Source organism: Sphingobacterium sp. MAE, from assembly GCF_056711605.1.
The window spans coordinates 4704690-4728644 of sequence record NZ_CM160044.1 but is presented as its reverse complement, the minus strand read 5'-3'; the positions used below and the strand labels follow the sequence as shown (position 1 = coordinate 4728644).

General features: G+C 37.2%; 18 protein-coding genes. 14 read left to right on the top strand and 4 right to left on the bottom strand.

Going from position 1 to position 23955, the window contains the following annotated elements; translation table 11 throughout:
- Positions 1 to 11 precede the first annotated feature (11 nt).
- The 9 genes from AC06G9_RS20175 to AC06G9_RS20135 all read left to right on the top strand — a co-directional run bounded on the left by AC06G9_RS20175 (position 12) and on the right by AC06G9_RS20135 (position 15690).
- A complete protein-coding gene (locus AC06G9_RS20175) occupies positions 12 to 977 on the top strand; it encodes a hypothetical protein (RefSeq protein ID WP_480957029.1) in 966 nt (321 codons plus the stop codon).
- Positions 978 to 994: 17 nt separating this feature from the next.
- Positions 995 to 2806, top strand: a complete 1812-nt coding sequence (locus AC06G9_RS20170; protein ID WP_480957028.1) for a RagB/SusD family nutrient uptake outer membrane protein — start codon at positions 995 to 997, stop codon at positions 2804 to 2806.
- Positions 2807 to 3001: 195 nt separating this feature from the next.
- A complete protein-coding gene (locus AC06G9_RS20165; RefSeq protein ID WP_480957027.1) occupies positions 3002 to 5290 on the top strand; it encodes a GH92 family glycosyl hydrolase in 2289 nt (762 codons plus the stop codon).
- A gap of 181 nt (positions 5291 to 5471) precedes the next feature.
- The gene (locus tag AC06G9_RS20160) at positions 5472 to 7100 is read left to right on the top strand and encodes a DUF6377 domain-containing protein (RefSeq protein ID WP_480957026.1); all 1629 of its coding nucleotides are present in this window, start codon (positions 5472 to 5474) and stop codon (positions 7098 to 7100) included.
- Between the two features lie 241 nt (positions 7101 to 7341).
- On the top strand, positions 7342 to 10329 hold the full coding sequence (locus tag AC06G9_RS20155; RefSeq protein ID WP_480957025.1) for a SusC/RagA family TonB-linked outer membrane protein: 2988 nt from the start codon (positions 7342 to 7344) through the stop codon (positions 10327 to 10329).
- A 10-nt stretch (positions 10330 to 10339) separates the two neighbouring features.
- Positions 10340 to 11863 (top strand): RagB/SusD family nutrient uptake outer membrane protein, encoded by a 1524-nt coding sequence (locus AC06G9_RS20150; protein WP_480957024.1) that lies wholly within the window; start codon positions 10340 to 10342, stop codon positions 11861 to 11863.
- A 39-nt stretch (positions 11864 to 11902) separates the two neighbouring features.
- Complete coding sequence (locus AC06G9_RS20145) at positions 11903 to 13375, top strand: glycoside hydrolase family 30 protein (protein WP_480957023.1); 1473 nt, start codon at positions 11903 to 11905, stop codon at positions 13373 to 13375.
- 11 nt (positions 13376 to 13386) lie between these two features.
- Positions 13387 to 14724, top strand: coding sequence for a DUF5125 domain-containing protein (locus AC06G9_RS20140; RefSeq protein ID WP_480957022.1), 1338 nt, complete (start codon positions 13387 to 13389; stop codon positions 14722 to 14724).
- 603 nt (positions 14725 to 15327) lie between these two features.
- Positions 15328 to 15690, top strand: a complete 363-nt coding sequence (locus AC06G9_RS20135; protein ID WP_045754262.1) for a DUF7674 family protein — start codon at positions 15328 to 15330, stop codon at positions 15688 to 15690.
- Positions 15691 to 15809: 119 nt separating this feature from the next.
- On the opposite strand, the gene AC06G9_RS20130 is transcribed toward AC06G9_RS20135, so the two are convergent.
- Positions 15810 to 16334 carry a hypothetical protein gene (locus AC06G9_RS20130; protein WP_480957021.1) on the bottom strand — a complete coding sequence of 175 codons (525 nt, stop codon included), beginning with the start codon at positions 16332 to 16334 and terminating at the stop codon, positions 15810 to 15812.
- 222 nt (positions 16335 to 16556) lie between these two features.
- Between AC06G9_RS20130 and truA the strand changes: the two genes are divergently transcribed.
- The gene (gene truA, locus AC06G9_RS20125; protein WP_480957020.1) at positions 16557 to 17318 is read left to right on the top strand and encodes a tRNA pseudouridine(38-40) synthase TruA; all 762 of its coding nucleotides are present in this window, start codon (positions 16557 to 16559) and stop codon (positions 17316 to 17318) included.
- Between the two features lie 5 nt (positions 17319 to 17323).
- A complete protein-coding gene (locus tag AC06G9_RS20120; RefSeq protein WP_480957019.1) occupies positions 17324 to 19087 on the top strand; it encodes an ABC transporter ATP-binding protein in 1764 nt (587 codons plus the stop codon).
- A gap of 96 nt (positions 19088 to 19183) precedes the next feature.
- On the opposite strand, the gene AC06G9_RS20115 is transcribed toward AC06G9_RS20120, so the two are convergent.
- Positions 19184 to 19723: a PglD-related sugar-binding protein gene (locus tag AC06G9_RS20115; protein WP_480957018.1), complete on the bottom strand. Its 540-nt coding sequence runs from the start codon at positions 19721 to 19723 to the stop codon at positions 19184 to 19186.
- 314 nt (positions 19724 to 20037) lie between these two features.
- On the opposite strand from AC06G9_RS20115, the gene AC06G9_RS20110 reads away from it, so the two are divergent.
- Positions 20038 to 20517, top strand: a complete 480-nt coding sequence (locus tag AC06G9_RS20110) for a DUF4293 domain-containing protein (protein WP_045753403.1) — start codon at positions 20038 to 20040, stop codon at positions 20515 to 20517.
- A gap of 152 nt (positions 20518 to 20669) precedes the next feature.
- Positions 20670 to 21137, top strand: coding sequence for a hypothetical protein (locus AC06G9_RS20105; protein ID WP_248755464.1), 468 nt, complete (start codon positions 20670 to 20672; stop codon positions 21135 to 21137).
- A gap of 33 nt (positions 21138 to 21170) precedes the next feature.
- On the opposite strand, the gene AC06G9_RS20100 is transcribed toward AC06G9_RS20105, so the two are convergent.
- Positions 21171 to 21710 (bottom strand): tetratricopeptide repeat protein, encoded by a 540-nt coding sequence (locus tag AC06G9_RS20100; protein ID WP_480957017.1) that lies wholly within the window; start codon positions 21708 to 21710, stop codon positions 21171 to 21173.
- A gap of 112 nt (positions 21711 to 21822) precedes the next feature.
- Between AC06G9_RS20100 and ung the strand changes: the two genes are divergently transcribed.
- Complete coding sequence (gene ung / locus AC06G9_RS20095) at positions 21823 to 22497, top strand: uracil-DNA glycosylase (protein WP_045753405.1); 675 nt, start codon at positions 21823 to 21825, stop codon at positions 22495 to 22497.
- A 5-nt stretch (positions 22498 to 22502) separates the two neighbouring features.
- Here ung and AC06G9_RS20090 read toward each other — a convergent pair whose 3' ends face one another.
- Complete coding sequence (locus AC06G9_RS20090) at positions 22503 to 23582, bottom strand: DUF6695 family protein (protein ID WP_346568418.1); 1080 nt, start codon at positions 23580 to 23582, stop codon at positions 22503 to 22505.
- Positions 23583 to 23955 lie beyond the last annotated feature (373 nt).

Here is a 23955-nt window from a genome sequence, read left to right as displayed (position 1 = left end):
AAATCAAAACATTGAAAAGTAAATTATCATTGACAGTTGATTTTTTTAAAGAAAAAAGAACAGGTGTATTTTTACAGAGAGCTTCACTTCCTGACTATGTCGGATTGACCAATAATCCTTGGGCAAATTTAGGTATTATTGAAAACAAGGGGATAGACGGAACTCTTGAGTTGGCTCCTTTTCCGGTTGGAAATGTCCATGTAGACATGCGTGCTACTTTTACTTATAACAAAGATAAGATCATTGAGAATGACCAACCTAAACAGCCATTTCCTTATATGGAAAGAAGGGGCAACAATGTGTTGGGGATCTATGGATATCAGGCCGATGGTTTGTTTCAATCGCTAGAAGAGATCCAAAATCATGCTGATCAAAGTGCTTTGGGAGCACAGCGTGTCGGTGATATTCGGTACAAAGATCTAAATGGTGACGGACTGGTAGATGCCAATGATGTCAGCTGGATAGGACATGGTGATGTGCCTAATGCTGTCTTTGGTTTTGGTGTCAATGTTTCCTATAAACAGTTTTATTTTGGCGCATTTTTTCAAGGTACTTCGGGGGCTGAGCGCCTTATTGGTGGAGATGGTATTATACCTTTCAATAATAGCACTGGAGCGGAGAGAAGTAATCTCTATACCATTGCTGAAGATCGCTGGATCGAAGAAAATCCTTTAGAAAACCCCTTTTATCCACGTTTGGCTTATGGTAATGCTGCAAACAAGAACAATTCTGCTGCTTCTACTTGGTGGGTGAAAGATGTGGATTTTCTACGTTTAAAAACAATGGATATCGGCTATAATTTTAAAAAGGACTTTTTGCAGAAGATAAACATGAAAAATGCACGCATCTATATACAAGGCGTAAATCTACTTTATTGGAGTAAATTTAAACTCTGGGATCCTGAATTGAATACAGGAAATGGAACTCGCTATCCAAATGTGCGGACCATATCAATGGGCGTACAGGCCACATTTTAACTTTTAATCTTACAAAAATGAAAATATATAAATATAGCTGGGTGTTAATTGCAGCTTTAGCTTTGGCATCTTTCAATAGTTGTAAAAATTATTTGGATCAGGTACCTGATGATGTTATTACGGTAGAGGATATTTTTAAATCCAAAACGAATACGGATAAGTTTCTCGCCAATATCTATAGTGTCATTCCCAATGAGTTGGTACAGCGATTTACGAATTCGGGCAATGCGGGTCCGTGGACTGCGGCTTCTGATGAAGCCAAATATACCTGGGATTTCAATTATGCCAACAATATGACTTCGAGTGTGTGGAGCAATACCGATGGTGTTGTCGCAGGATTTTGGAACAGTTACTATGAGGGTATTCGCAATGCATCTTATTTTATTCAAAATATCGATAATGCAAATCCTGTTGAGGTGACTTCAGTCATGAAATCGACTTACAAAGCTGAAGCGCGCGCACTTCGGGCACTGTATTACTATTATCTAGTGAAGACCTATGGGGCTGTGCCACTTATTGGAGAGCAAATATTGGATATCAACGCACCCTTAGAAGATCTTAAACTAGCAAGGAGTCCCTTTGATGCCTGTATCGATTATATTGTAACCGAGCTGGATGAAGCTTACCAAGAATTACCTTTTGTACCGAGTAACAATGAATATGGTAGGATCACAAAAGGTGTCGTGAAAGCATACAAATCTGAGGCGCTGTTATTGAAAGCAAGTCCATTATATAATGGTAACGCTGATTTTGCAGCTATTAAAAATGCAGATGGAACAGCATTATACAGTGCAACTGAGGATCGACAAAAGTGGCAAGTAGCAGCAACAGCCTCTAAAGAATTTATAGATGAATTTGTACCAAACTATTATGATCTTTATCAGGAAACCAATGCAGATCCTTTTGTCGCAGCATATTTATCCTGCCGTAATGTGATGACGACAGATTGGAATCGGGAATGGATATTTGCCCGATCGAACAGTGGAAACAATACGCAGTATGATCGTACACCAAAACATGTTGGTTTTCCGTCGGCAGCTCAAGGTGGTGGTGCGCTCGGAGCAACTCAATTCATCGTCGATGCTTATTTTATGAAAAATGGATTGCCTATTTCTGATCCTAAATCAACGTATTCGGAAGAGGGATTTGCCAATTATAAGGCACCGTATGATCCCGCAGAGCGTACCACATACAGGATGTATGTCAATCGCGAACCACGTTTTTATGTCGGGATCACTTACAGTGGAAGCTATTGGTTAAACCAAGCAAATAGTAGTGCTCCGGTTATTTCTTTGTTCAACTATAGTGGTAATTCAGGACGATCGCAAAGTACATCCGATGTAACACCGACAGGTTATACGGTGAGAAAGAATGTGGGATCTAATGGTAATAGCAGAGGAGCGCTATTGTTAAGATTAGCAAATATATATCTGAACTATGCAGAGGCGCTTAATGAATCTTCACCTGGACATGCAGATATCATAAAATATGTCAATCTGATTCGCAAACGTGCGGGTGTACCTGGATACGGAGAAGGAGATGTTGCGCTTCCTGTGGGGCAGGTAGCGATGCGTGAAGCTATTCGAAAGGAACGTCAGGTAGAATTAGCTTTTGAAAATGTGCGTTATTTTGATGCTCGCCGTTGGAAAATTGCTGAAAGTACGGCTAGTACTGCTGTGTACGGAATGAATCTCAATGCAGACGGTAATGACTTCTTTAAACGGACCCTTATTGAAACCAGGATATTTAAAAAAAGGGATTATTTATTCCCAATTCCAAATAACGAAGTGTTGAAAAATGAAAAATTAGTACAGAATGCAGGTTGGTAATGTTTGTTTGTAATCGAATCAAGGTCCCAAAAGGGCCTTGATTTATTTATTGCGAGCCATCTTAAATCCTTTGGTATTCATAATAACCAGAGCTTATTTAGGAGTTAACGTGAAGATGTGTAAATTTATAAAAAACTATTTTTAAAGATTAAAGCATGACCTTTGTCTATTTTGATCGAAAAGAAAAACAACATAATGAATTTAAAAAAAATTGTAGGATCGCTTTTTTTCATGTTCTCCATCTGTGTAAGTGGAGCACAATCTCTTAGTCCAGTTGATTATGTCAACCCATTGATCGGTACCCAGTCCAAGTACGAATTATCCAATGGCAACACCTACCCGGCTATTGCTGTGCCCTGGGGAATGAATTTTTGGACGCCTCAGACCGGTAACATGGGGGATGGTTGGGTATATACCTATACTGCCGATAAAATTAAAGGGTTTAAACAAACCCATCAGCCGAGTCCATGGAATAATGATTATGGACAATTTTCAATCATGCCGACAACAGGTGAACCGGTCTTTGATCAAGAGAAACGTGCAAGCTGGTTTTCGCATAAAGCAGAAATCGTGAAACCTTATTTCTATAGCGTTTATCTGGCAGATTGGAATATAACTACAGAGTTGACCCCATCGCAGCGCGGAGCGATATTTCGGTTTACATTTCCTAAAACAGCAGAAGCAAATATCGTTGTCGATGCCTTTGATAAAGGATCTTATGTGAAAATTATTCCAGAGGAAAATAAAATTATTGGATATAATACCCGAAATAGTGGCGGTGTACCAGAAAATTTTAAAAATTATTTTGTAATCGTTTTTGATCGTGCTTTTGATTTTAAAGCTGCGGTAAAAAGTGGTGCAATCAAGAGTAACGTGCTGGAATTAGAGGATAATCACGCCGGAGCCATCATCGGATTTAAAAATTTAAAACGAGGCGAGCAAATTTTAGCTCGAGTAGCATCATCGTTTATCAGTTTTGAACAGGCAGAACTCAATCTAAAAGAAGTGAATGGTAAAACATTTGATGAAATTGCAACCGCAGGAAAAGCTAAATGGAATGAGGTCTTAGGACGTATTGAGGTCACAGATCCAGATATAGATCGTTTAAAAACTTTTTATTCCTGTTTATACCGTTCGACTTTATTTCCACGTGATTTTTCGGAGATAGACCGTCAAGGAAACCGCGTACACTATAGCCCTTATAATGGTCAGGTACTTCCTGGTGAGATGTTTACCGACACGGGGTTTTGGGATACATTCAGAAGCTTGTTTCCTCTGTTAAATTTAGTGTATCCCGAAATGAATGACCGGATGCAAGCGGGTTTGGTAAACGCCTATAAGGAAAGTGGATTTCTACCCGAGTGGGCTTCACCAGGACATCGCGAATCGATGATCGGTAATAATTCTGCTTCAATCGTTGCGGATGCTTTTGTGACAGGGAGGAAAGGGTACGATGCTCATATATTATGGGATGCTGTCGTGCACGGAGCGCATCATGCGCATCCTAAAATTTCGGCAACTGGAAGGTTTGGTCATGAGGTCTATAATCAAATGGGTTTTATTCCCGCTGATAAAAATATCAATCAAAATGTGGCTAGAACATTGGAGTATGCTTACAACGATTGGAGTATCTATCAATTTGGTAAAGCATTGGGTAAACCCGCATCTGAAATATCCATCTATGCAAAGCGTGCCCTGAATTATAAAAATATTTATGATGCCGAGACAAAATTGATGCGAGGTAAAAAATCCGATGGTACTTTTATTGCACCTTTTGATCCAAGTGCTTGGTCAAAAGAATATACCGAGGGAAATGCTTGGCATTGGAGCTTTTGCGTGTTTCATGATCCTCAAGGACTGATTGATCTGATGGGAAGTAAACAAGCCTTTAATGCGATGTTAGATACCGTATTTGTGATCCCAAGTGATGAAGGTATGAAAAGTAGAAGCATGATTCATGAAATGCGTGAAATGCAGATCATGAATATGGGACAGTATGCGCATGGCAACCAACCGATTCAGCATATGCCTTATCTGTATAATTATGCTGCTGAACCTTGGAAGGCACAATATTGGGTACGAAAAATAATGGATAAGCTTTATCTGCCGACTCCAGATGGTTACTGCGGTGATGAGGATAATGGACAGACATCTGCATGGTACGTTTTTTCAGCGTTGGGTTTTTATCCTGTAGCACCGGGATCGGGAGAATATGTACTGGGGTCGCCACAATTTCAATCCGTTAAGTTAAAATTGCAGAATGGGAAAGTATTGACAATTGATGCCACCAATCAAGACAAAGGAAATGTCTATGTCAATCAAGTCAAGATCAATGGAAAATTGTATACCAAAAACTTTTTTAGGTATGAGGAACTGATAAAGGGGGCGAAAATACAATTTGATATGTCTGATCAGCCCAATAAAAAAAGAGGAATAAAGGATGAAGATGCTCCTTATTCCTTTAGTAAAATGGAATTAAAGTAATGTAATCATTGTTCATCATCTCCAGATCAAAATTGTACTGGGAGTTGGTATACTGATACACACAATGGCATCAAATGGATGGCACTGTAAAAATGGGGTAGACAATTTTTGTCTACCCCATTTTTGTGAATTACAGGTAAAATATGATATATTTAACCGCAACCACGGGGGAATTTAAATAATGACTAAACGCTTAACAGTTCTTTTTTTACTTTATTTTTTTGTTTTTACGGGTATTGCCCAAGATTTGAGTGATAGTACGAGTGTGTATCGCAAATTGGAGTACGTCATGGAAAATCAAGAACTTTATGTGAAAAAGAAGGAAGATCAAATCGCCAGACTTAAAAAAGAAGCGGTCATGATCCAACATGATAAAGGTTTATATCTGAACAAAAACTACGAAATATTTAAAAGTTATAAAAAATTTCAATCTGATTCGGCGCTTCATTATATTATGCTTTGCAGAAAATTGGCTTTGAACAAATCAGATTCCTTAGCAGTTGTGATTAATCTGGATCTTGCGTGGATTTATTCTTCAATAGGAAGATATATCGAGGCAGCTCAGGTGTTGGCGCAATTGCAGTCTCAGACTTTACCTCAGGCTCTGTTACCTAAATATTATGAAATTTACAGTGCTTTTTACAGCCATTATGGACAAAGCAATAATCATGATCAATATTATCAGGCAAGTGAACGCTATCGGGATTCCCTCCTCATGGTTCTTGATCCAACATCATCTGCATATAAAAGTACAATTGCCATTAAAACCCTATTTCAGGGAAAGAGAGATGAGGCCAAGGCATTATTTAAGTCTATGTGGATAGATCATGAAGAAAATTTGGAACAAAGAGCTCTTATTGCCTATTTCATGGGATTGATCTATAAGCAAGAAAAGAATATTGTAGCTCAACGCTATTATTTTGCTCGCTCAGCGATTGCTGATATTGAAATTGCCAATCGAGATAATGCTTCTTTACAAGACTTGGCTTTGACTTATTATGAATTACGGGATTTTGATCATGCATTCAAATTTATTGAAAAAGCAATTGATGATGCCATGGGTTGTAATGTTCGTTATCGTATCGTTGAGGGGACCTCTTTTTATCCGATTATCAATGCCGCTTATCAGAAAAAAATTAATACTCAAAATAAGCAATTGCAAATGATGCTCTTTGTCATTAGTTTTTTATCGGTGATTTTGATTATTGGTTTGATATTTATCTTTAGGCAAGTACAGCGATTGCGGCAAACAAGAGAGGAGCTATCAGTGACCAATACCAATTTACGAAAGTTGAACGATGAGATCAATCATAAAAATAGTCAACTTTCCGAATCGAATCATATAAAAGAGGAGTATATAGCCCAATTTTTTGATCTCTGCTCCAATTATATTGACAAAATGGAAGACATCCGTAAAGCGCTTCTTAAAAAAGCAAGTGCGCAACACTGGGATGCGATCAAAGATCAATTGAAATCCACACAGATGGTCGAGCGGGAAGTACAGCAGCTGTATATTAATTTTGATCGTATTTTCTTAAATCTTTATCCTTCATTTGTAGTAGACTTCAATAAACTCCTCGTCCCAGAAGAGCAAATTCTACCGAAGAAGGGTGAGTTTTTAAATACCGAACTTCGTATTTTTGCATTGATCCGACTAGGTATTACGGACAGTGTAAAGATTGCCAGTTTTTTACGATACTCGTTGCGAACGGTGTATAACTACCGAACCAAAGTGCGCAATAAAGCGATCGGAAATCGCGATGATTTTGAAGATTTTGTCCGCCAGATAGGCGTAATTGATCGTTCTTAACGATCAATTAAGTACTTTTTGACTTATGTGTATTTTTGTAAAAATCTCATTTGTAATTATTTAAAAAAATAATCCAGTACTTTTTAAGATTGCACCCTTTTATTCCGATTGGGGTTCTAGTAGCTTTGTTTGAGCCACAGAGCGGGGGAACTCTATGGCTATTTGAGTAGTTCTCAAACTAATTCTAGAAACCATTTTATAAATACTTATGATTTTCTTTACTAAGAAAGCAACTCTTTTTATGTGGCTAATTTGTTTCTTTGCGATGATGGGTTCATCTTTTGCTCAGGATAGAATGCAGATCAGTGGGCGTGTCATTGACGCTCAAGATCAAAAACCATTAGGTGGAGTGACGATTGTTCAAAAAGGAACAACAAATGGCGTATCTTCTCAAGAAGATGGACGTTTTCAAATTTCGGTTCCAGCAGGAACAGCCCTTTTAGTGACCTATGTCGGTTATGACAGCAAAGAGGTACTAGCGAATACCAGCAATCTTACCGTACAGTTAAGTGCATCGACCAATCTGTTGGACGACGTCGTAGTGATTGGCTATGGCTCTGTCAAACGAAAAGATGTCACCACTGCGATTTCATCGGTATCAACCAAAGATCTTGAAAAAAGACCGATCGTCAATGTGGGGCAAGCGATCCAAGGGAAAGCAGCGGGTGTAGCCGTGATGCAACCGAATGGTGCACCTGGCGGTGAGTTCAATATCCGTGTACGTGGTACAACTTCTTTTAATGGAAGTAATGATCCGTTGTATGTAGTCGATGGTGTACCTGTGGATAACATCAAATTTCTATCGCCCAATGATGTGACTGATATTCAGATTCTCAAAGATGCATCTTCTGCCGCTATTTATGGATCGAGAGCTGCCAATGGCGTCGTCTTGATCACGACTAAAACAGGTAAAGTTGGGGAGGGAAAAATTACATTTGGAGCGCAATTGACCTCTAACATCGTGAACAATACCGTAAATGTGTTGAATACGCAGCAATATCGAGATCTTCAAAACGAAATAGGTATGGTCAACCTTCCTATTGGATTGACAGATCAAACCGATTGGTTTAAAGAGACCTATAAAACGGGTATTCAACAAAATTATCAATTGACGATTTCGGATGGTACGGAGAAATTAAGGTATTATCTTTCTGGAGGTTTTACAGATGACAAAGGAACATTAAAAGGTTCGTTTTTTAAACGTTATAATTTTAAAGCTAATATTGACAATCAAGTCCGTAAATGGTTAAAAGTTAATGCCAATATTACCTATTCTGATTACAATGATAATGGTATTACATCAGGTTTAGGCTCTAATCGAGGAGGAGTGGTGACTGCTGTAATTACAACACCGACTTATGCACCGATATGGGATCCAACGGATCCGGAGCGTTACTATAATAATTTCTATGGAATCAATAATATCACGAGCCCTATTGAAAATCTCGCCAGAACAAAATATAACAACAATCGCGAAAATAGAATATTAGCATCGGGAAGTGCCTTGATCACCTTTGATCCCAATTTGAATTTTAAATCTTCCTTCACTTTAGACCGTAGAAATGGTTTATTGACTACTTTTTTAGATCCGTTGACCACGACATGGGGGAGAAATCAATATGGTGAGGCATCAGATATCCGTAACATGAATACGGTATTGACATGGGATAATGTATTGACCTATAACAAACGATTTGGAAAACACCATATCGAAGCCATGACTGGTTCGTCCTGGACAGATTCAAAGTACACCAATAGCTATATCAATGGATCGCACTATGCAAACGGCTTGATACAAACATTAAATGCCGCAAACAAAATTTTGTGGACTGCCGCAGGCTCTGCATCAGCAAACAACCTAGAGGTAAAAAGTGGTACAGGCTCGGGGGCTACAAGCTGGGGGATCATGTCCTATTTCGCAAGGGCGATGTACAATTACGATGGTAAATACCTGTTGACAGCAAACATGCGTGCAGATGGCTCTTCCAAATTAAATCCAAATCATCGGTGGAGATATTTTCCTTCGGTTTCTGCAGCATGGAGACTCTCATCGGAAGATTTCTTGAAAGATGTGGAGTGGATTGATGACTTAAAGATAAGAGGTGGTTGGGGACAAACAGGTAATCAATCGGGTCTAGGTGATTATTCTTATTTAGCATTCAATGAAATAGAAAGATTACCATGGTTTGAAACTAAATATCAATATGCGACTCCAAATATTACGCAATCTAACACGTTGAGATCTAGTGATCTAGGTTGGGAGACCACCACTCAGACAAATGTAGGCTTTGATCTTACCGCTTTTCAAAATAGAGTAACCTTGACGTTAGATTATTACCATAAAAAGACAACGGATATGTTGATGGAAGTTACGCTTCCAGCAGGATCGGCAGCAGCAAATGTGATCAAGCGTAATGAAGGAGAGATGACGAATAAGGGTCTTGAAATTGCGCTAGGATCAAAAAATTTAGTAGGTGAATTGACATGGAACACTGACTTTAATATATCATTCAATAAAAATCGTCTCGATAAACTGGTACTAAGTCAGCTTTATAATGACGCGATGACCAATGACAATGTGCATGATTATGCTGTTCGAAATGAACCTGGACGTGCACTAGGAGGTTTCTTTGGTTATATTAGCGATGGTGTAAACCCAGAGACCGGTCAGTTGATGTATCGTGATTTGAATGGAGACCAAAAAATATCATCTTCAGATAGAACGTATATTGGTGATCCAAATCCCAAATTTACTTACGGTATGACCAATAGTTTCTCTTGGAAAAACTTTGATCTCAGCATATTTATTCAAGGGACTTACGGCAATGATATCTTTAATGCAAGCCGTATGGAAACCGAAGGCATGTATGATGGCCGTAATCAATCTACAGTGGTATTAGACCGCTGGCGTGTGCCAGGACAGATAACCCATGTACCGAAAGCGGGATTTGATATGAAAAACTCGACTTATTTTGTGGAAGATGGAAGTTATTTGAGATTGAAAAACATCTCATTGGGTTATGCTATTGCTCCAGAACGATTGAAAAGAATGGGTATTCAAAAAATACAACCTTATTTATCTGCTAGCAATTTGTTGACCTGGACCAAATATTCAGGTATGGACCCTGAAGTCAACCAGTATGGAAACTCTGGACGTGTACAGGGTATCGATTGGGGAACTTATCCGCAAAGTAGATCATTTGTAGTTGGGGTAAACGTAGAATTTTAATGGAATAATCATGAAAACAATAGCTATAAAATTATTTTTCAACTTGCTTATCATCACTCTTCTGGCCTCTTCTTGTTCTTTAAATAGAGACCCATTAGATAGTTATTCGGATGATACTCAGGGAAAGACCGAATCAGGAACTCAGATTGTTTTTAAGAACAAGAGTGAAGTGGATAATTTCTTAACGGGAATTTACCAACAGATGCGCGACAGACAAGAACATTGGTATGTAGATTTATTACTCATCTCCGAATCACATGCCGACAATGCCTATGCAGGAACAACAGGGGCTGAGGTTTTACCCTTTGAGAATAATTCCATTGAAGGATCTAACTCCGTTATCGATCGGGATTGGGGTCGTTATTTAGAAGATATCGCTCGTGCTAACCGATTAATTATTAATATCGATAGTGTAGCAGATAAATCCGTAAGTGATTCGGATATTAAATCATACAAAGCACAAGCTAAAATCTTCCGTGCATTGGCGATGTTTGATATGGTACGTATTTTTGGATCTATTCCGGTCATCACGACGCAAGCTGCAGATATTACAGCTGAAAATATTGAAGAGGTATATCCACAATATTTTCCGTTCCAAAGCACCGAAGAAGAAGCATATCGTCAGATTGAAAAGGATTTAGTGGAAGCATTGGCGGATGCGCCTAATGGATCTGCAACTGATAAAACACGGTTTACAAAATCTGTAGCCAAAGCCATGTTAGCAAAAGTATATGCTGAAAAACCGATTCGTGATTATGCCAAAGTAATCCAATATGTAGATGCACTAACAGCTGATGGCTTTGACTTGAATACCAATTATGCTGATATATATGCGATGAATGCTGGCAACACTGACCTGGCACAGCGCAATACACGCGAATCCATATTAGAAGCACAATTTATGCCTGGAGCAGGTAATTGGGCGACATGGATGTTTGGTCGTGATCTGGCAAATTATGAAAATAGCTTTACATGGGCTAAGTGGGTCACCCCATCTCGGGATTTGATTCAAACTTATGAAAATGAAGGTGATCAAATTCGAATGAATCAATCCATCGTCTATTATGTAGCCAAATGGAGTAATTACTATCCAGCTTCGCATTATCCATTTATGTTCAAACTGCGATCTTCAATGAGCAGTATGGTTAAATTAAGATATGCTGATTTATTATTACTAAAAGCCGAAGCATTGATTATGCAGGCAAGTCCAAATTTGACTGCTGCTGCTGAAATCATTGATCGTGTCCGTGAAAGAGTAAAACTTCCAAAATTAGATAATGCTACACGAGCAGGCAAAGATCGTATGTTGGAAGCATTACTGAAAGAACGCCGACTGGAATTGGCGTTTGAGGGACAGCGTTGGTTTGACTTAGTTCGATTGGATAAGGTAGAGTCTGTGATGAATGCTGTATATGCTAAAGATTCGGCACGTAAATCTCAAGTCTATCCCTTTAATCAGTATTCATACCGCTTGCCTATACCACAAGCCAAGATCGATCAGAATCCAAATTTGGTACAAAATCTAGGATACTAATTAATTTAAAACTTTATGAAACGTAAAAATAATAATACTATGATATATACACTCTTGTTGTCCTGTTTAATGACGGCAACATCATGTAACCGAGACAGCTATACACCTTCTGCTATAGATGCCATAAAAGATAATGGCGATATCACCATATATACAACAACAAATACCCGTTCGCAAGATTTTAGTAAAGGGTTTATAGATTTCAGTACAAAATTTAATATGTCGCCCAATACGATCACCTTAGATCCTACTCAAAAGTTTCAGACTATGGATGGTTTTGGTGCAGCAATAACGGGATCTACTTGTTACAATCTGATGAAGATGACTCAAGAAGATCGGACAAAATTTTTAACAGAAACTTTCTCCGATGACAAAGGTATGGGAATGAACTACATTCGCATTGCTATTGGATGTTCGGATTTCTCTCTCAGTGAGTATACCTGTTGGGATAAAGAAGGTAAGGAAAACTTTGCTTTGCAGTCAGAAGAGAAACAATATGTTCTGCCGGTATTGAAAGAAATACTTGCCATCAACCCATCGATCAAAATTATGGGATCTCCTTGGACTGCACCAAAATGGATGAAAGTGAACAATCTAACAGATTTAAAACCTTTCGATTCTTGGACAAGCGGTCAGTTAAATCCTAAATATTACCAAGATTATGGATGGTATTTTGTGCAGTGGCTGCAGGCCATGAAAAAAGAAGGAATCCATATTTCTTCGATTACAGTTCAAAATGAACCTTTAAATCGTGGAAATTCGGCTTCTATGTATATGACTTGGCAAGAGCAACAGGCTTTTATTAAACAAGCCTTAGGTCCACAGTTGAAGGCTGCTTCTTTAGATACAAAAATCTATGCCTTTGATCATAATTATAATTATGATAATATCGCAGATCAAAACGATTATCCAGTAAAAATTTATAATGATGCCGGAGCAGCTTCCTTTATTGCTGGTGCAGCATTTCATAATTATGGTGGTGATAAAGCGGAGTTATTGGATATCCATAATCAACGCCCAGATAAAGAATTGGTGTTTACTGAAACATCTATTGGTGAATGGAATGAAGGCCGTAATCTTGAAAAGAGACTGATGGAAGATATGCGTGAGGTCGCTTTAGGAACTGTTAATAATTGGAGTCGAGCAGTCATTGTTTGGAATCTGATGTTGGATAACGATAAAGGTCCGAATCGCGACGGAGGTTGTCAAACCTGTTATGGTGCAGTAGATATCAGTAAATCTAACTTTAAAAAGATTACACGCAATTCCCATTATTACATCGTGGGGCATCTTTCAGCTGTCGTAAAATCTGGAGCGGTGCGCATTGGAGCAAGCGGTTACACGGCGGAAGGCCTGATCTATACGGCATTTAAAAATATAGATGGTTCGTATGCTCTAGTATTGCTAAATGATGCTAATGAGAATAGAAAAATAACCATAAATGATACAAAAAATCACTTTAGCTACGAAGTTCCCGCTAAATCGGTGGTTTCTTATCGTTGGGCTAATTAAAATATGACATTATGAAAAGACTTATTTTAAATTTCCTGTTGGGTACGGCTGCACTAGCAGCTTTGTATTCCTGTAAAAAGGATGAAAAATATGTGTATCAAATAGGAGAACCTAAAATCGAACTGAAATCTGATGTTTCATCGGCTCATTTTGGAGATAGTTTAGTATTTAAACTCCACGCATCGGATCAAGAAATAGCATTGTCAACAGTAAAAGTACAACTATTTTTTACCGATGATAAAGTGTCTGAAACTATTATTCGCACAAAGGAGAACGGGGAATATAGCGGAAAGATTTTGATACCCTTCTATAAGAATATTCCAAACGGAAAGGCGACATTGAAATTTGTCTTGCAGAATATAAGTCAAAAAACGACTGAGCAAGCTTATGAAATTGAGTTGACTAGACCTGATTTTCCTTACTTAAATTTAGTAACTGAATCTAAATCGTATAAAATGGAAAAAGTAGGGCCAAATGAATATGCTGCGACAGAAAGTTTTCCATCTTCAGTAAAAGGATATATTCATGCTCCTAAGGTAGGAACACAAGGAAATGAAATGAATTTTGGATGGGTAAATAATACGGTAGATATTGGTTCTATTGCAGAGATTCCATTTACTAATTTAACAACTGGTGTATATAGTATCAAGTTTAACACCTTGACTTATGCAGCATCACCTTTTATTAATATTTATATGAATGGTACGTTGTTCAGTCGTATCGATGATGATCATTTTAAAGGAGAGATGGAATTGAAAAATGGTGATAAAATTGATTTTGATGGAATTGATGGCTTAGAAAGCTGGTGGATTGATCCCGATTATTTTACTCAAAAATCAGATGGAACAATCAATTTCAATGGTATCAATGGTAAATACCGTGTGACAGCAGATTTTAAAATGAAATATTTTGTTGTAGAAGCGATGGATGGAACAAACTTAGCGACTTTAAAGGCAGATGGTACAGGAGCCATCTGGATTATTGGCGAGGGTATCGGTAAACCAACTATTGCAGTTAACCAAGTCGGGTGGAATCCGGGGAATGCTTTATGTTTAGTACCAATAGGTAATAAAAAGTATCAAATTACGGTTAAAGCGGGTGAGTCTATTCATAAAGACAATATCAACTTTAAGTTTTTCCACCAAAAAAATTGGGGAGGTGAGTTTGGAGCAACAACGATCAGCACTGAAAGTGATTTAATATTTATTGGCACTGGAACAAATGGTCGAGATTCGGGTAACCTCGGCATTGTTGCTGGTAAATCACTTACTGTAGGTGAAAGTTATATCCTAACGGTAGATCTGAGCCAAGGGAATAGCAAAGCAGTGTTGACTGTAGTAAAAAAATAGGTCATCAATGCATAACAATAAAAGGTAATATTGACCAAATAACTAAGCGATAATATGACATTTCAGACAAAATGTCTATTATCAACGCAACTATTGCAAAGGGCTTGTACAAACATCATTGTACAAGCCCTTTTACATATCTGTAGTTTTTTTTGCCCAATAACAATTCTTCATTCGAATCTATAAATCCAACCTTTTGATTTTCCAATGTCAGTTATATATAAGTTTTTATAGCGGATGTGTGACTGATCATTTTGATAAAACCCTATCATTTTGATTGACAATTTTGGACGTAATTTGGCTTGAATTGTAATGAAATTGTTGTTTTAATGTCTGTTTTCATTGTTTTTGTGCTGATGGCACGTTATTCGTAGTAGTGGCAAATAAGTTGGCAAAAGAAGGATAGAAAAAACGAGAAGAATGCCCTGGATCTGGTATGATTTTGATCAATCAATCTTAGAAAAAATAAATGAGCATAATATATTGGCGAAAAGATCGTAAAAAATAAAGGTACGAGTCAATATGAGATATGTGTTATCGTTTTTGATGGAAGAACCTGTGTTAAAACTTATTAACTAAATCAAGGCAAATAGAAAAAATAATATGGATACAATTAATGAAAATAAAGCAACGGATTATATAACTGCTTATTATAAAGAAATACATGACGAAATACGTCAATTGTCTAGTCGGGAAAACTTCGCAGGCATTCTTCAGGCAGCTGTGAATTTCTTGAAACTTTTACTTACAAACGGGCAAATACAAAAGATTGGAGATCGGATCAAAGTGATGGGATGGTTACATAAACGTGGAAATGACTACGTAAAATTTATCATTGAAAACTTGTTTGTGAGATCATTTGATGGGATGAAAAGAAGATGCACGACAGTAGAGTGGAATAACTTATACAAAGGTATCCCTGTTGCTTTGAAGAAAGTATATATTGCACAAAAAGCATTGGCATAACCTAGCTTTGTTGTTATATTATTAAAATCAGATTGGGTATCCAGTATATATTGGATACCCAATCTGATTTTAATAACTCCGATGTACTTCGTATAAGCCTAGACCTAATTGCCATACATCTATAGCCCTAAAATAGATTTTAGATCTTTTAATTCCTTTCTAAAAGACCAGCTTACTGCTGATTCTGCTAGAACAAATAAGATGAATACAGTTGTCAAGCTCATGATGATTAAATTTATTTGACTTGGTATCAATATTTCTAATTTATTGATAAGAGATATGAGGGTTATTTTATTGAAGTAACAATAAAGAATGCCAAAACCAGATGCAATAAAAGTTGTGATATAATGAAAGCTTTTGTAATGAGCTAATTCGATACGTAGTTCATGGTAAAACCAGTTTGCATCTTGTCTATTTTCAGAATTGATGTTCTCTGCCTTTTTATAAAAGGAATAAAACTTGCTGATATAATAGATGGCAAAGATGAGCATAATGGTGTAAAAGAAATAGTAGACAAGAGCAAGCTGCTTGGTAAATCCAAAATAGGTGGGTAAAAAAGCCAGAAGGAGCATGCCTAGCACCTGCACTGAAAATTCAATTTTCATTTTCGATTTGACCGACCGGATGATGTTTAAAGTATTCATATTTTTTAGTTTAAAATTGTTATAATTTTTTAATGTATGTCCAGTAAGTCATCAGAATTTGCAAACGTTACATTTTTTTTTGATTTTTTTGAAACTCGGATTTAGTACTTATCTATTATGCTAAATTGCTAGCTAACTTTTATTTTTATGAATTTATTCAGACAGTTCTGTCTGCGTTGGATTCTTGTATCTTCTTGCTAATTCATACCTTTGTCATTGAAAATGAAGAAAAGTAGATTTTTTATCGAGGTAGCTTATTTTGGAAAGAATTACCATGGATGGCAGGTTCAAAACAACGCCGTTTCTGTTCAAGAAAGATTGAATGATGCATTAGCTATTTTATTGCGTGTGCCGACGGAAACGATTGGAGCGGGAAGAACAGATGCTGGTGTTCATGCAAAACAGTTATTCGTTCATTTTGATGCAGATGCGACAGGAATATTGGCCAATCCAGAGCGTTTTTTATATGCGTTAAATGGACTTTTGCCTCATGATATTTCCGTTAAATCCGTCGTTCCGATACATGAAGATGCACATGCACGTTTTGATGCGATACGCCGTTCTTATGAGTACCATCTTCACTTTGAGAAAGATCCTTTTAGATATGAATACTCTTCATTTCTAAGGGATATTCCCGATGTTGAAAAAATGAACAAAGCTGCGGAATTTTTGTTAGGAAAAAAGGATTTCAGTTGTTTTAGCAAATCGAATACACAAGTCTTTACTAATATATGTACCATATCAAGAGCGCAATGGATCTGGGAGGACGAAGGAAAACTTGTTTTTCATATTACCGCGGATCGATTCTTGCGTAATATGGTACGTGCTATCGTTGGAACCTTGTTGGAGATCGGAATAAAAGGTAAACCAATTTCATTTATGGAAGAAGTCATCGCGAGTCAGAATCGATCAATGGCAGGAACATCAGTTCCAGCTCATGGCTTATATTTGACGGAAGTGGCCTATCCTTACCCTGTAAACTAGAAAAAGTGAGTCAAGAGAAAATACTAGGAAAAACTTATGACGTAAATTTGTTGCGTCGGATGGTCAAATATATGAAGCCTTATGGTGGTGTTTTTTGGATATCCGTAGTATTGACGATTTTACTGGCAGCTGTCGCTCCAGCATTACCGATGCTGATCCAGTATACACTGGATAAATACATTTTACAATTTAATACAGCAGGATTGAGTTTGATGTTCATCCTGATGATCGTATTGTTAATTGTACAGACACTCGTACGGTATTATCATACTTTAATGACCAATACCTTGGGGCAATCTGTGATTCGGGATATTCGTATTGAAGTGTTTAATCATATTACAAAACTTCGTTTAAAATATTTTGATCAGACACCTTTAGGGAAATTGATCACACGTACCATTTCAGATTTAGAGACTATATCAAATATCTTTTCTGAGGGCTTGATCCAAATTATTGGCGATTTATTGCAGCTCATCGTTATTCTAGGGGTCATGTTTTATACGGACTGGAAACTAACATTAATTGTATTGGTACCTATGCCGCTTATGGTCGCCGCAACTTATATTTTTAAGGAGGCGATGAAATCTGCTTTTCAAGATGTTCGTAAATGGGTTTCAAATTTGAATACCTTTTTGCAGGAACATATTTCAGGTATGGGTATTATCAAATACTTTGCTCGGGAAGAACAGGAGATGGATAAATTTAAAGAGATCAACGGTCACCATCGCAATGCTCATATCCGTGCAAATTGGTACTTCTCTATATTTTTCCCTGTTTTAGAGATTATCATGGCCATTTCATTAGGTTTGTTGGTCTGGTTTGGAGCTAAGCAGATTTTGGGAGATGTGATCTCTCCAGGAGTTGTGGTTGCATTTATCATGTATATTAATATGATCTTTCGCCCAATCCGAGAATTGATCGATAAATTCAACACCTTACAAATGGGAATGGTAAGTGCTGAACGTATATTTGAAGTATTGGATACCGATGAACATACTCCTAATTCAGGAACATTAGAACCCGATCATATTCGTGGAGAGATCGAATTTAAAAATGTATGGTTTGCTTACAATGATGAAAACTGGGTGTTGAGAGATGTCAGTTTTAAAGTTGCTCCAGGTGAGACACTAGCTTTAGTCGGTGCGACGGGGGCAGGGAAATCATCGACCATTAATATTCTAAGCCGTTTTTACGAAATCAATAAAGGACAGATTTTATTGGATGGTGTTGATATTCGGCAATATGAGTTAAATTTTCTTAGAAAAACGATAGCAACTGTACTTCAGGATGTATTTTTATTTTCAGATTCCATCTTACACAATATAGATCTGCACGATGAGCATATCACGCGAGAATCTATCATTGCAGCTGCTAAACAGGTCGGTGCACACGATTTTATTATGCGTTTGCCGGGCGGATATGACTATCAGGTTCAAGAAAGAGGAGCCACCTTGTCATCAGGTCAAGCCCAGTTGATTTCATTTATTAGAGCATTGGTGCATGATCCACGTATTTTGGTACTCGATGAAGCCACATCTTCTGTTGATACAGAAACCGAAGAGCTCATCCAACATGCTATAGACAATCTAATGGTAGGAAGAACAGCTATAGTGATTGCACATCGACTCTCTACCATTCAAAGGGCAAATAAAATTATCGTATTGGAAAAAGGAGAGATCATGGAGGTGGGAACCCATCATGAACTACTCAATATCGATGGTTACTATAAGAAATTATACGACCTGCAATTCCATTCTGCAGGTATTTAAAGCATTCCTAAGCCCATCTTCAAATGTGAGATGGGCTTAGGAGTATAAATCTTACGAAGAGCGTTTCGAGATCAGCAAACTATTTTATTTAAAAAATTATTGCACAGGTATTGTGGTTTCGATATAGCTGTCTTTAGCGATAGTTTCTTCTGCTGGTATATGGATATTGGCACTAATCTCGGATCCCCGTCCGATCAGTACATTGCTGCCGATAGTACTATTGGCCCCGATATTGACGAAGTCTTCAATAATTGTATTACTTCCAATGACAGCATTGCTGCTGATGATACAGTGATTGCCGATCTGTACATCTGGTGCTATTGATGCTCCTGGTAAGATAATTGTACCTTTGCCCACTTCTGCTCTTTTTGAGATATTAGCTTTGGGATGTAGTAGCGAGCAGTACGCCCAACTGTGATTTTCTAAAACAATGCGTTGACGTAATCCTGAATCATGAACGGCAATGAAAAATTGTTCATCATCGTTATTGACCTCATGACGAAGTTTAACAGGATAATCAAAAACGGATGCTATTAGCAATGATTTATCAATAAGACCTAATATTCTGATATGTAGTTCTTCGGCAGTTTCAACTGAAACTTTAGCGTGTGCTGTAGCGCCATAAATATATAACATAACACAAAAGTAAAAATAAGCAAATCAAAAGTTCAATTTAATTGTTATTATAGGGAGTGCTGACTATTACTGTGTATTTTGTTATTGTAAAATTGGAAGTTTCTTGCCAACTGATCAAAATAGCAGCGAGAAAACGACCTTGGAGGCCGTTTATATGAAGGATTGAAGAATCATCACAGATACGTATCAAAGGCTGATAGGTGTTCTTTAAAATAGCTAATAGCGAACAAATTTCCTTTTGATTATACACTAAATATATTGTGTTTACAATCAAATTTATCTAAGTTTGTCATCAATCAATTTAATATATAAAAATGATTCAACGTATTCAAACCATTTATTTACTCGTTGCTGGACTGATTTTGTTTGGCTTATTTTTGTTTCCTTATGTTCATTATAATGACCTTGTAGGTCTCGGAAAAGACGTTAAAGTTACAGGTGTGTATGGTACATCAGCAGGCCTGCCGACACATGAAACTAGTTTTTGGTATATATTGCAAATCATTGCAACAGTGGTCGTGGGGCTATTGCCGATTTATACCATATTCAAATTTAAAAATCGAAAGACTCAAATCAAATTGATCATACTAGATATTGTTTTGATTATTTTGCTTGCGATCTGGTTATATGCAAGTGCTAGTGGTCATTTGGTTACTGTCAATCAATTTTTAGGTGCTGGAACGATCGGTGTAGGTTTCTTTTTATTGCCAATCTCGATTATCTTTCTTTCCCTAGCCCTTGGAGCAATTCGTAGAGACGAGAAGTTAATTAAATCCGCAGATCGATTGCGATAATATAAAATTTAATATCATATAGCAAGCTATGTACATATTACATAGCTTTTTTTCATTTTAAAAAATGAAACCAGCATAAGCATCACGTTCACAAACAGCAGTGAATATGCTTATACGAGCTTTATTACCGTTAAAAAATAAATTATATTCTAATGAAAATAAGTGTAAAATATTTAGTAATCTTTTGTGCATTTTTATTTTTAGGGCAGTTTGCCTTTGCACAGGTTGGTCAAGTTGAAAAAGATCTACTTGTGGTTGATGAAATTCAAATCGATGTTAAAAGTGTGCAAATTGATGCTAAATCGAATACGGCATCGGTTGAATTGTTTTTGACCTCCTATACTAGAAATGGAAGAGAATTAAAGTTAAATACTTTTGGAACGCAACTCGTGGATATGAAAAATAAAACTTATTTATTTGGAACGATTACGTTGGGCAAGATCATGGTAAAACTGGAGGATAAGCAAAATTATATTAATTATTTAATGAAAACGGATGAACCCGTTTTGCTGAAAGTAACGGTTCCAAATTGGGGAAAAGTGAAACCAAAAGAAATAGTTGTAGTCTTTGAAGATAGTGAAGAAGAAGGGCATTATATAGAAACGGCTGTTCAATTGTAATTGAACAGCCGTTTACCGTTAGTTTTGTTAGCCTTATCTGCTATAACGAATTTGTTGACGATCCATCATACCCATTTGATCTTTCATCATTTTAATCTGATCAGCCAACAATTTGTTTTTATCTGCTTTTTTAGCTTCCTGTAAATATTTCTCTGCCTCACGTTTGTTGCGTTTGGCCATAGAGATACCAGCTAAGCTGAGTTTTGCAAGAGCAATATTGTGATCCATATGAAGACCCAATGTCAATGCTTTTTTGAAATACTTCTCAGCTTGCATAGGAGCACGTTGCGATTCGATCAAGCCGATCAACATATTATAGTAACCATATTGAGCAGGTATTAGCTGTTTCTCATAGTTTGTGATTTTATTTAACCATTTTTCAGCTTTTGGCATATCTTGTTTGCGAAGAAACCATTGAGCCAACAACATATATTCGTGGAAGAATACCGTTACAAATCCAATAATTGTCAGCAATATCCCTAAAATACCCCATCCCCATTGGCCGAACCAAAATAAAGCAACAGTTCCAACCAATAGCAAACTGCTAATAATAATTCTTACAAGATTTGACATATGTCTATATTTAATGTAAATGTATACCAAGTTTAATTTTGCAAATATCCGTTAAATTGTGCGCTAAAGCAACTTGTTTAGTTGTTATTTTGTAAAATTGTATATTTAAAGTATGGGAAAACGTTTTGATCAATCTTGGGAACCTATTTTAGGTCCACTTTTAGATCAGCCTTATATGGCTGAACTATCATTTTTTGTACAGCAGGCGAGAAATCAGGGTCGTGTATTTCCACCTCGAGAATTGGTTTTTAATGCATTTAAGCTAACAGGATTTGATTCTTTAAAAGTCGTTATTTTAGGACAAGATCCTTATCATAATGATGGACAAGCACACGGGTTAGCATTTTCTGTTCCGGATGGTATTGCTTTACCACCATCGTTAAAAAACATATTCAAGGAGTTGGAGACTGATATTCCAGGTTTTAAAACACCGCGATCTGGAGATTTATCGCACTGGGCAAAGCAAGGGGTACTCTTGTTAAACGCAACATTAACAGTCAATGCCCATCAAGCTGGTTCACATCAAAAAAGAGGATGGGAGCACTTTACTGATCAGGTTATAGAAGCTATTTCCGATCAGAAAGATGCTGTTGTGTTTTTATTGTGGGGTGCATATGCACAAAAGAAAGCAAGTTTAATAGATGGGAGTAAGCATTTAATTTTGAGTACCGTTCATCCCTCTCCTTTGTCCGTTTATCGTGGTTTTTTTGGTTGTCGGCATTTTTCGCAAGCAAATTATTTCTTGCAAAAACATGGAGAAAAACCAATCGATTGGAAGCTGGTGTAAATATGTTAAGCAGTCATTTCTTCTTCGAGTAGGGATTGTAGCTCTTGAGTGGAAATATGATGTAGGTGATTTACTTTTAACTTTTTGTGGTGAAGTAGGATATGCGTGACCATGAGATGACTATCATAAGTGACTTTTAGGTCTTTAAGACTTTTTATTCTTTCTTCAGTTTCGCCTATAATGGCATATTCGAAAGTGCCTGTGATGGTAAATCGCTGAATGAGTAGTTGGTTGTTTTTAAGCAAAGTGAAGTCAAACCACGCTCCTTCTCCTACACCGCCAAGATATTGAGCATTTTCTGGGATATGGAGGGGCTTGTGTTTGTGTAGCATACTACCAATAGTAATGTCTTCTGGTAATAAGGCAGCCTGACTGCTATATACATTTTCGCTTAATTTCTTAATCAGGAATAGGAGGGATTGGATGCGTGACATCCTGAAATTATGTAACCCATGTTGCGGAGTATAACTGTAAATCATTTTATTTTCGGCCGAATTGACCAAATTACTTATTGGACTTGCTTTAATGGTTTCTGGGAAATTGATCGGATGAATCCAAGAAAATTGTTTGGAAGAAGCAAATAGTAGGCGGGTAATGAAGCGCGAACAGTTGTTGTTGCCTTTTGCTACGGCCCCGTAGGGATAAGAACCTTTTTGAACCCAAGAATCAGCAAATTTTTTCGCCTGTTTAAAGTTTAGACTTTTTACAATAGAAAAATACAACTCTCCGCTACCCTGCATAGCAGGCTTCATACTTTCAAAATGCATTGCTATAGTTTCTAAATTGGAAATATCCCCATTGTCAAATGTTGCTTTGATCGCAATGTTTAAAAGGGGATCCGAATCCTTAGATCGTGCTCGACCATATCCCCTGGGTGAAATATATCGTCCGAAATCGTAATATAATAATTCACCTGTGTTGGCGGAAATAAGTACAATACCTGTATGTCCAACTTTAAAATTTAGATTTTTTACAATACCAATTTTTTTGAAAAACATCATCCATTTTTCATCACCTCTTATTGTGGCGTCTGGCCAAGATAAAATAAGTGCAAAATCATGATATGCTGTTGGTTGATCTCTCATAACTGTCTTGTAAAGGTAATAAATATAATGTACAGACCTGACCTTTTCGATTGCGGTGAGTGTCCATCAGATTATGTGTTTAAAAACTGCTACGATTAATGGTAGGTATTGGCGTCATCCACGTATCGCAAACGGTCTAGGGCTACGGCGGATAAGAATGGAGTGAGTTGAATGTAGCTGAGAAGCTGGTGCTAGGCTGCGATACATCATAATATTGCTTTTGTTGCAAAAGCTTCTCTACGTTTTACATGAAGCAAGATGAGAATGGCAATCACATCTTGCTTTTATATTTCTGATTCAGAATCAGTAGGACATTACAAAAAAAATTAAATGTTCTTTATCAAGAGCGTTCATGAACTATTAACCTGTATTT

Bases quoted from the DNA above. Each gene is read 5' to 3' on its own strand.
- AC06G9_RS20170 (WP_480957028.1), top strand. From the start codon at position 995: ATGAAAATATATAAATATAGCTGGGTGTTAATTGCAGCTTTAGCTTTG.
- AC06G9_RS20165 (WP_480957027.1), top strand. From the start codon at position 3,002: ATGAATTTAAAAAAAATTGTAGGATCGCTTTTTTTCATGTTCTCCATC.
- AC06G9_RS20160 (WP_480957026.1), top strand. From the start codon at position 5,472: ATGACTAAACGCTTAACAGTTCTTTTTTTACTTTATTTTTTTGTTTTT.
- AC06G9_RS20155 (WP_480957025.1), top strand. From the start codon at position 7,342: ATGTGGCTAATTTGTTTCTTTGCGATGATGGGTTCATCTTTTGCTCAG.
- AC06G9_RS20150 (WP_480957024.1), top strand. From the start codon at position 10,340: ATGAAAACAATAGCTATAAAATTATTTTTCAACTTGCTTATCATCACT.
- AC06G9_RS20145 (WP_480957023.1), top strand. From the start codon at position 11,903: ATGATATATACACTCTTGTTGTCCTGTTTAATGACGGCAACATCATGT.
- AC06G9_RS20140 (WP_480957022.1), top strand. From the start codon at position 13,387: ATGAAAAGACTTATTTTAAATTTCCTGTTGGGTACGGCTGCACTAGCA.
- AC06G9_RS20135 (WP_045754262.1), top strand. From the start codon at position 15,328: ATGGATACAATTAATGAAAATAAAGCAACGGATTATATAACTGCTTAT.
- AC06G9_RS20130 (WP_480957021.1), bottom strand. From the start codon at position 16,334: ATGAATACTTTAAACATCATCCGGTCGGTCAAATCGAAAATGAAAATT.
- truA (WP_480957020.1), top strand. From the start codon at position 16,557: ATGAAGAAAAGTAGATTTTTTATCGAGGTAGCTTATTTTGGAAAGAAT.
- AC06G9_RS20115 (WP_480957018.1), bottom strand. From the start codon at position 19,723: ATGTTATATATTTATGGCGCTACAGCACACGCTAAAGTTTCAGTTGAA.
- AC06G9_RS20110 (WP_045753403.1), top strand. From the start codon at position 20,038: ATGATTCAACGTATTCAAACCATTTATTTACTCGTTGCTGGACTGATT.
- AC06G9_RS20105 (WP_248755464.1), top strand. From the start codon at position 20,670: ATGAAAATAAGTGTAAAATATTTAGTAATCTTTTGTGCATTTTTATTT.
- AC06G9_RS20100 (WP_480957017.1), bottom strand. From the start codon at position 21,710: ATGTCAAATCTTGTAAGAATTATTATTAGCAGTTTGCTATTGGTTGGA.
- ung (WP_045753405.1), top strand. From the start codon at position 21,823: ATGGGAAAACGTTTTGATCAATCTTGGGAACCTATTTTAGGTCCACTT.
- AC06G9_RS20090 (WP_346568418.1), bottom strand. From the start codon at position 23,582: ATGAGAGATCAACCAACAGCATATCATGATTTTGCACTTATTTTATCT.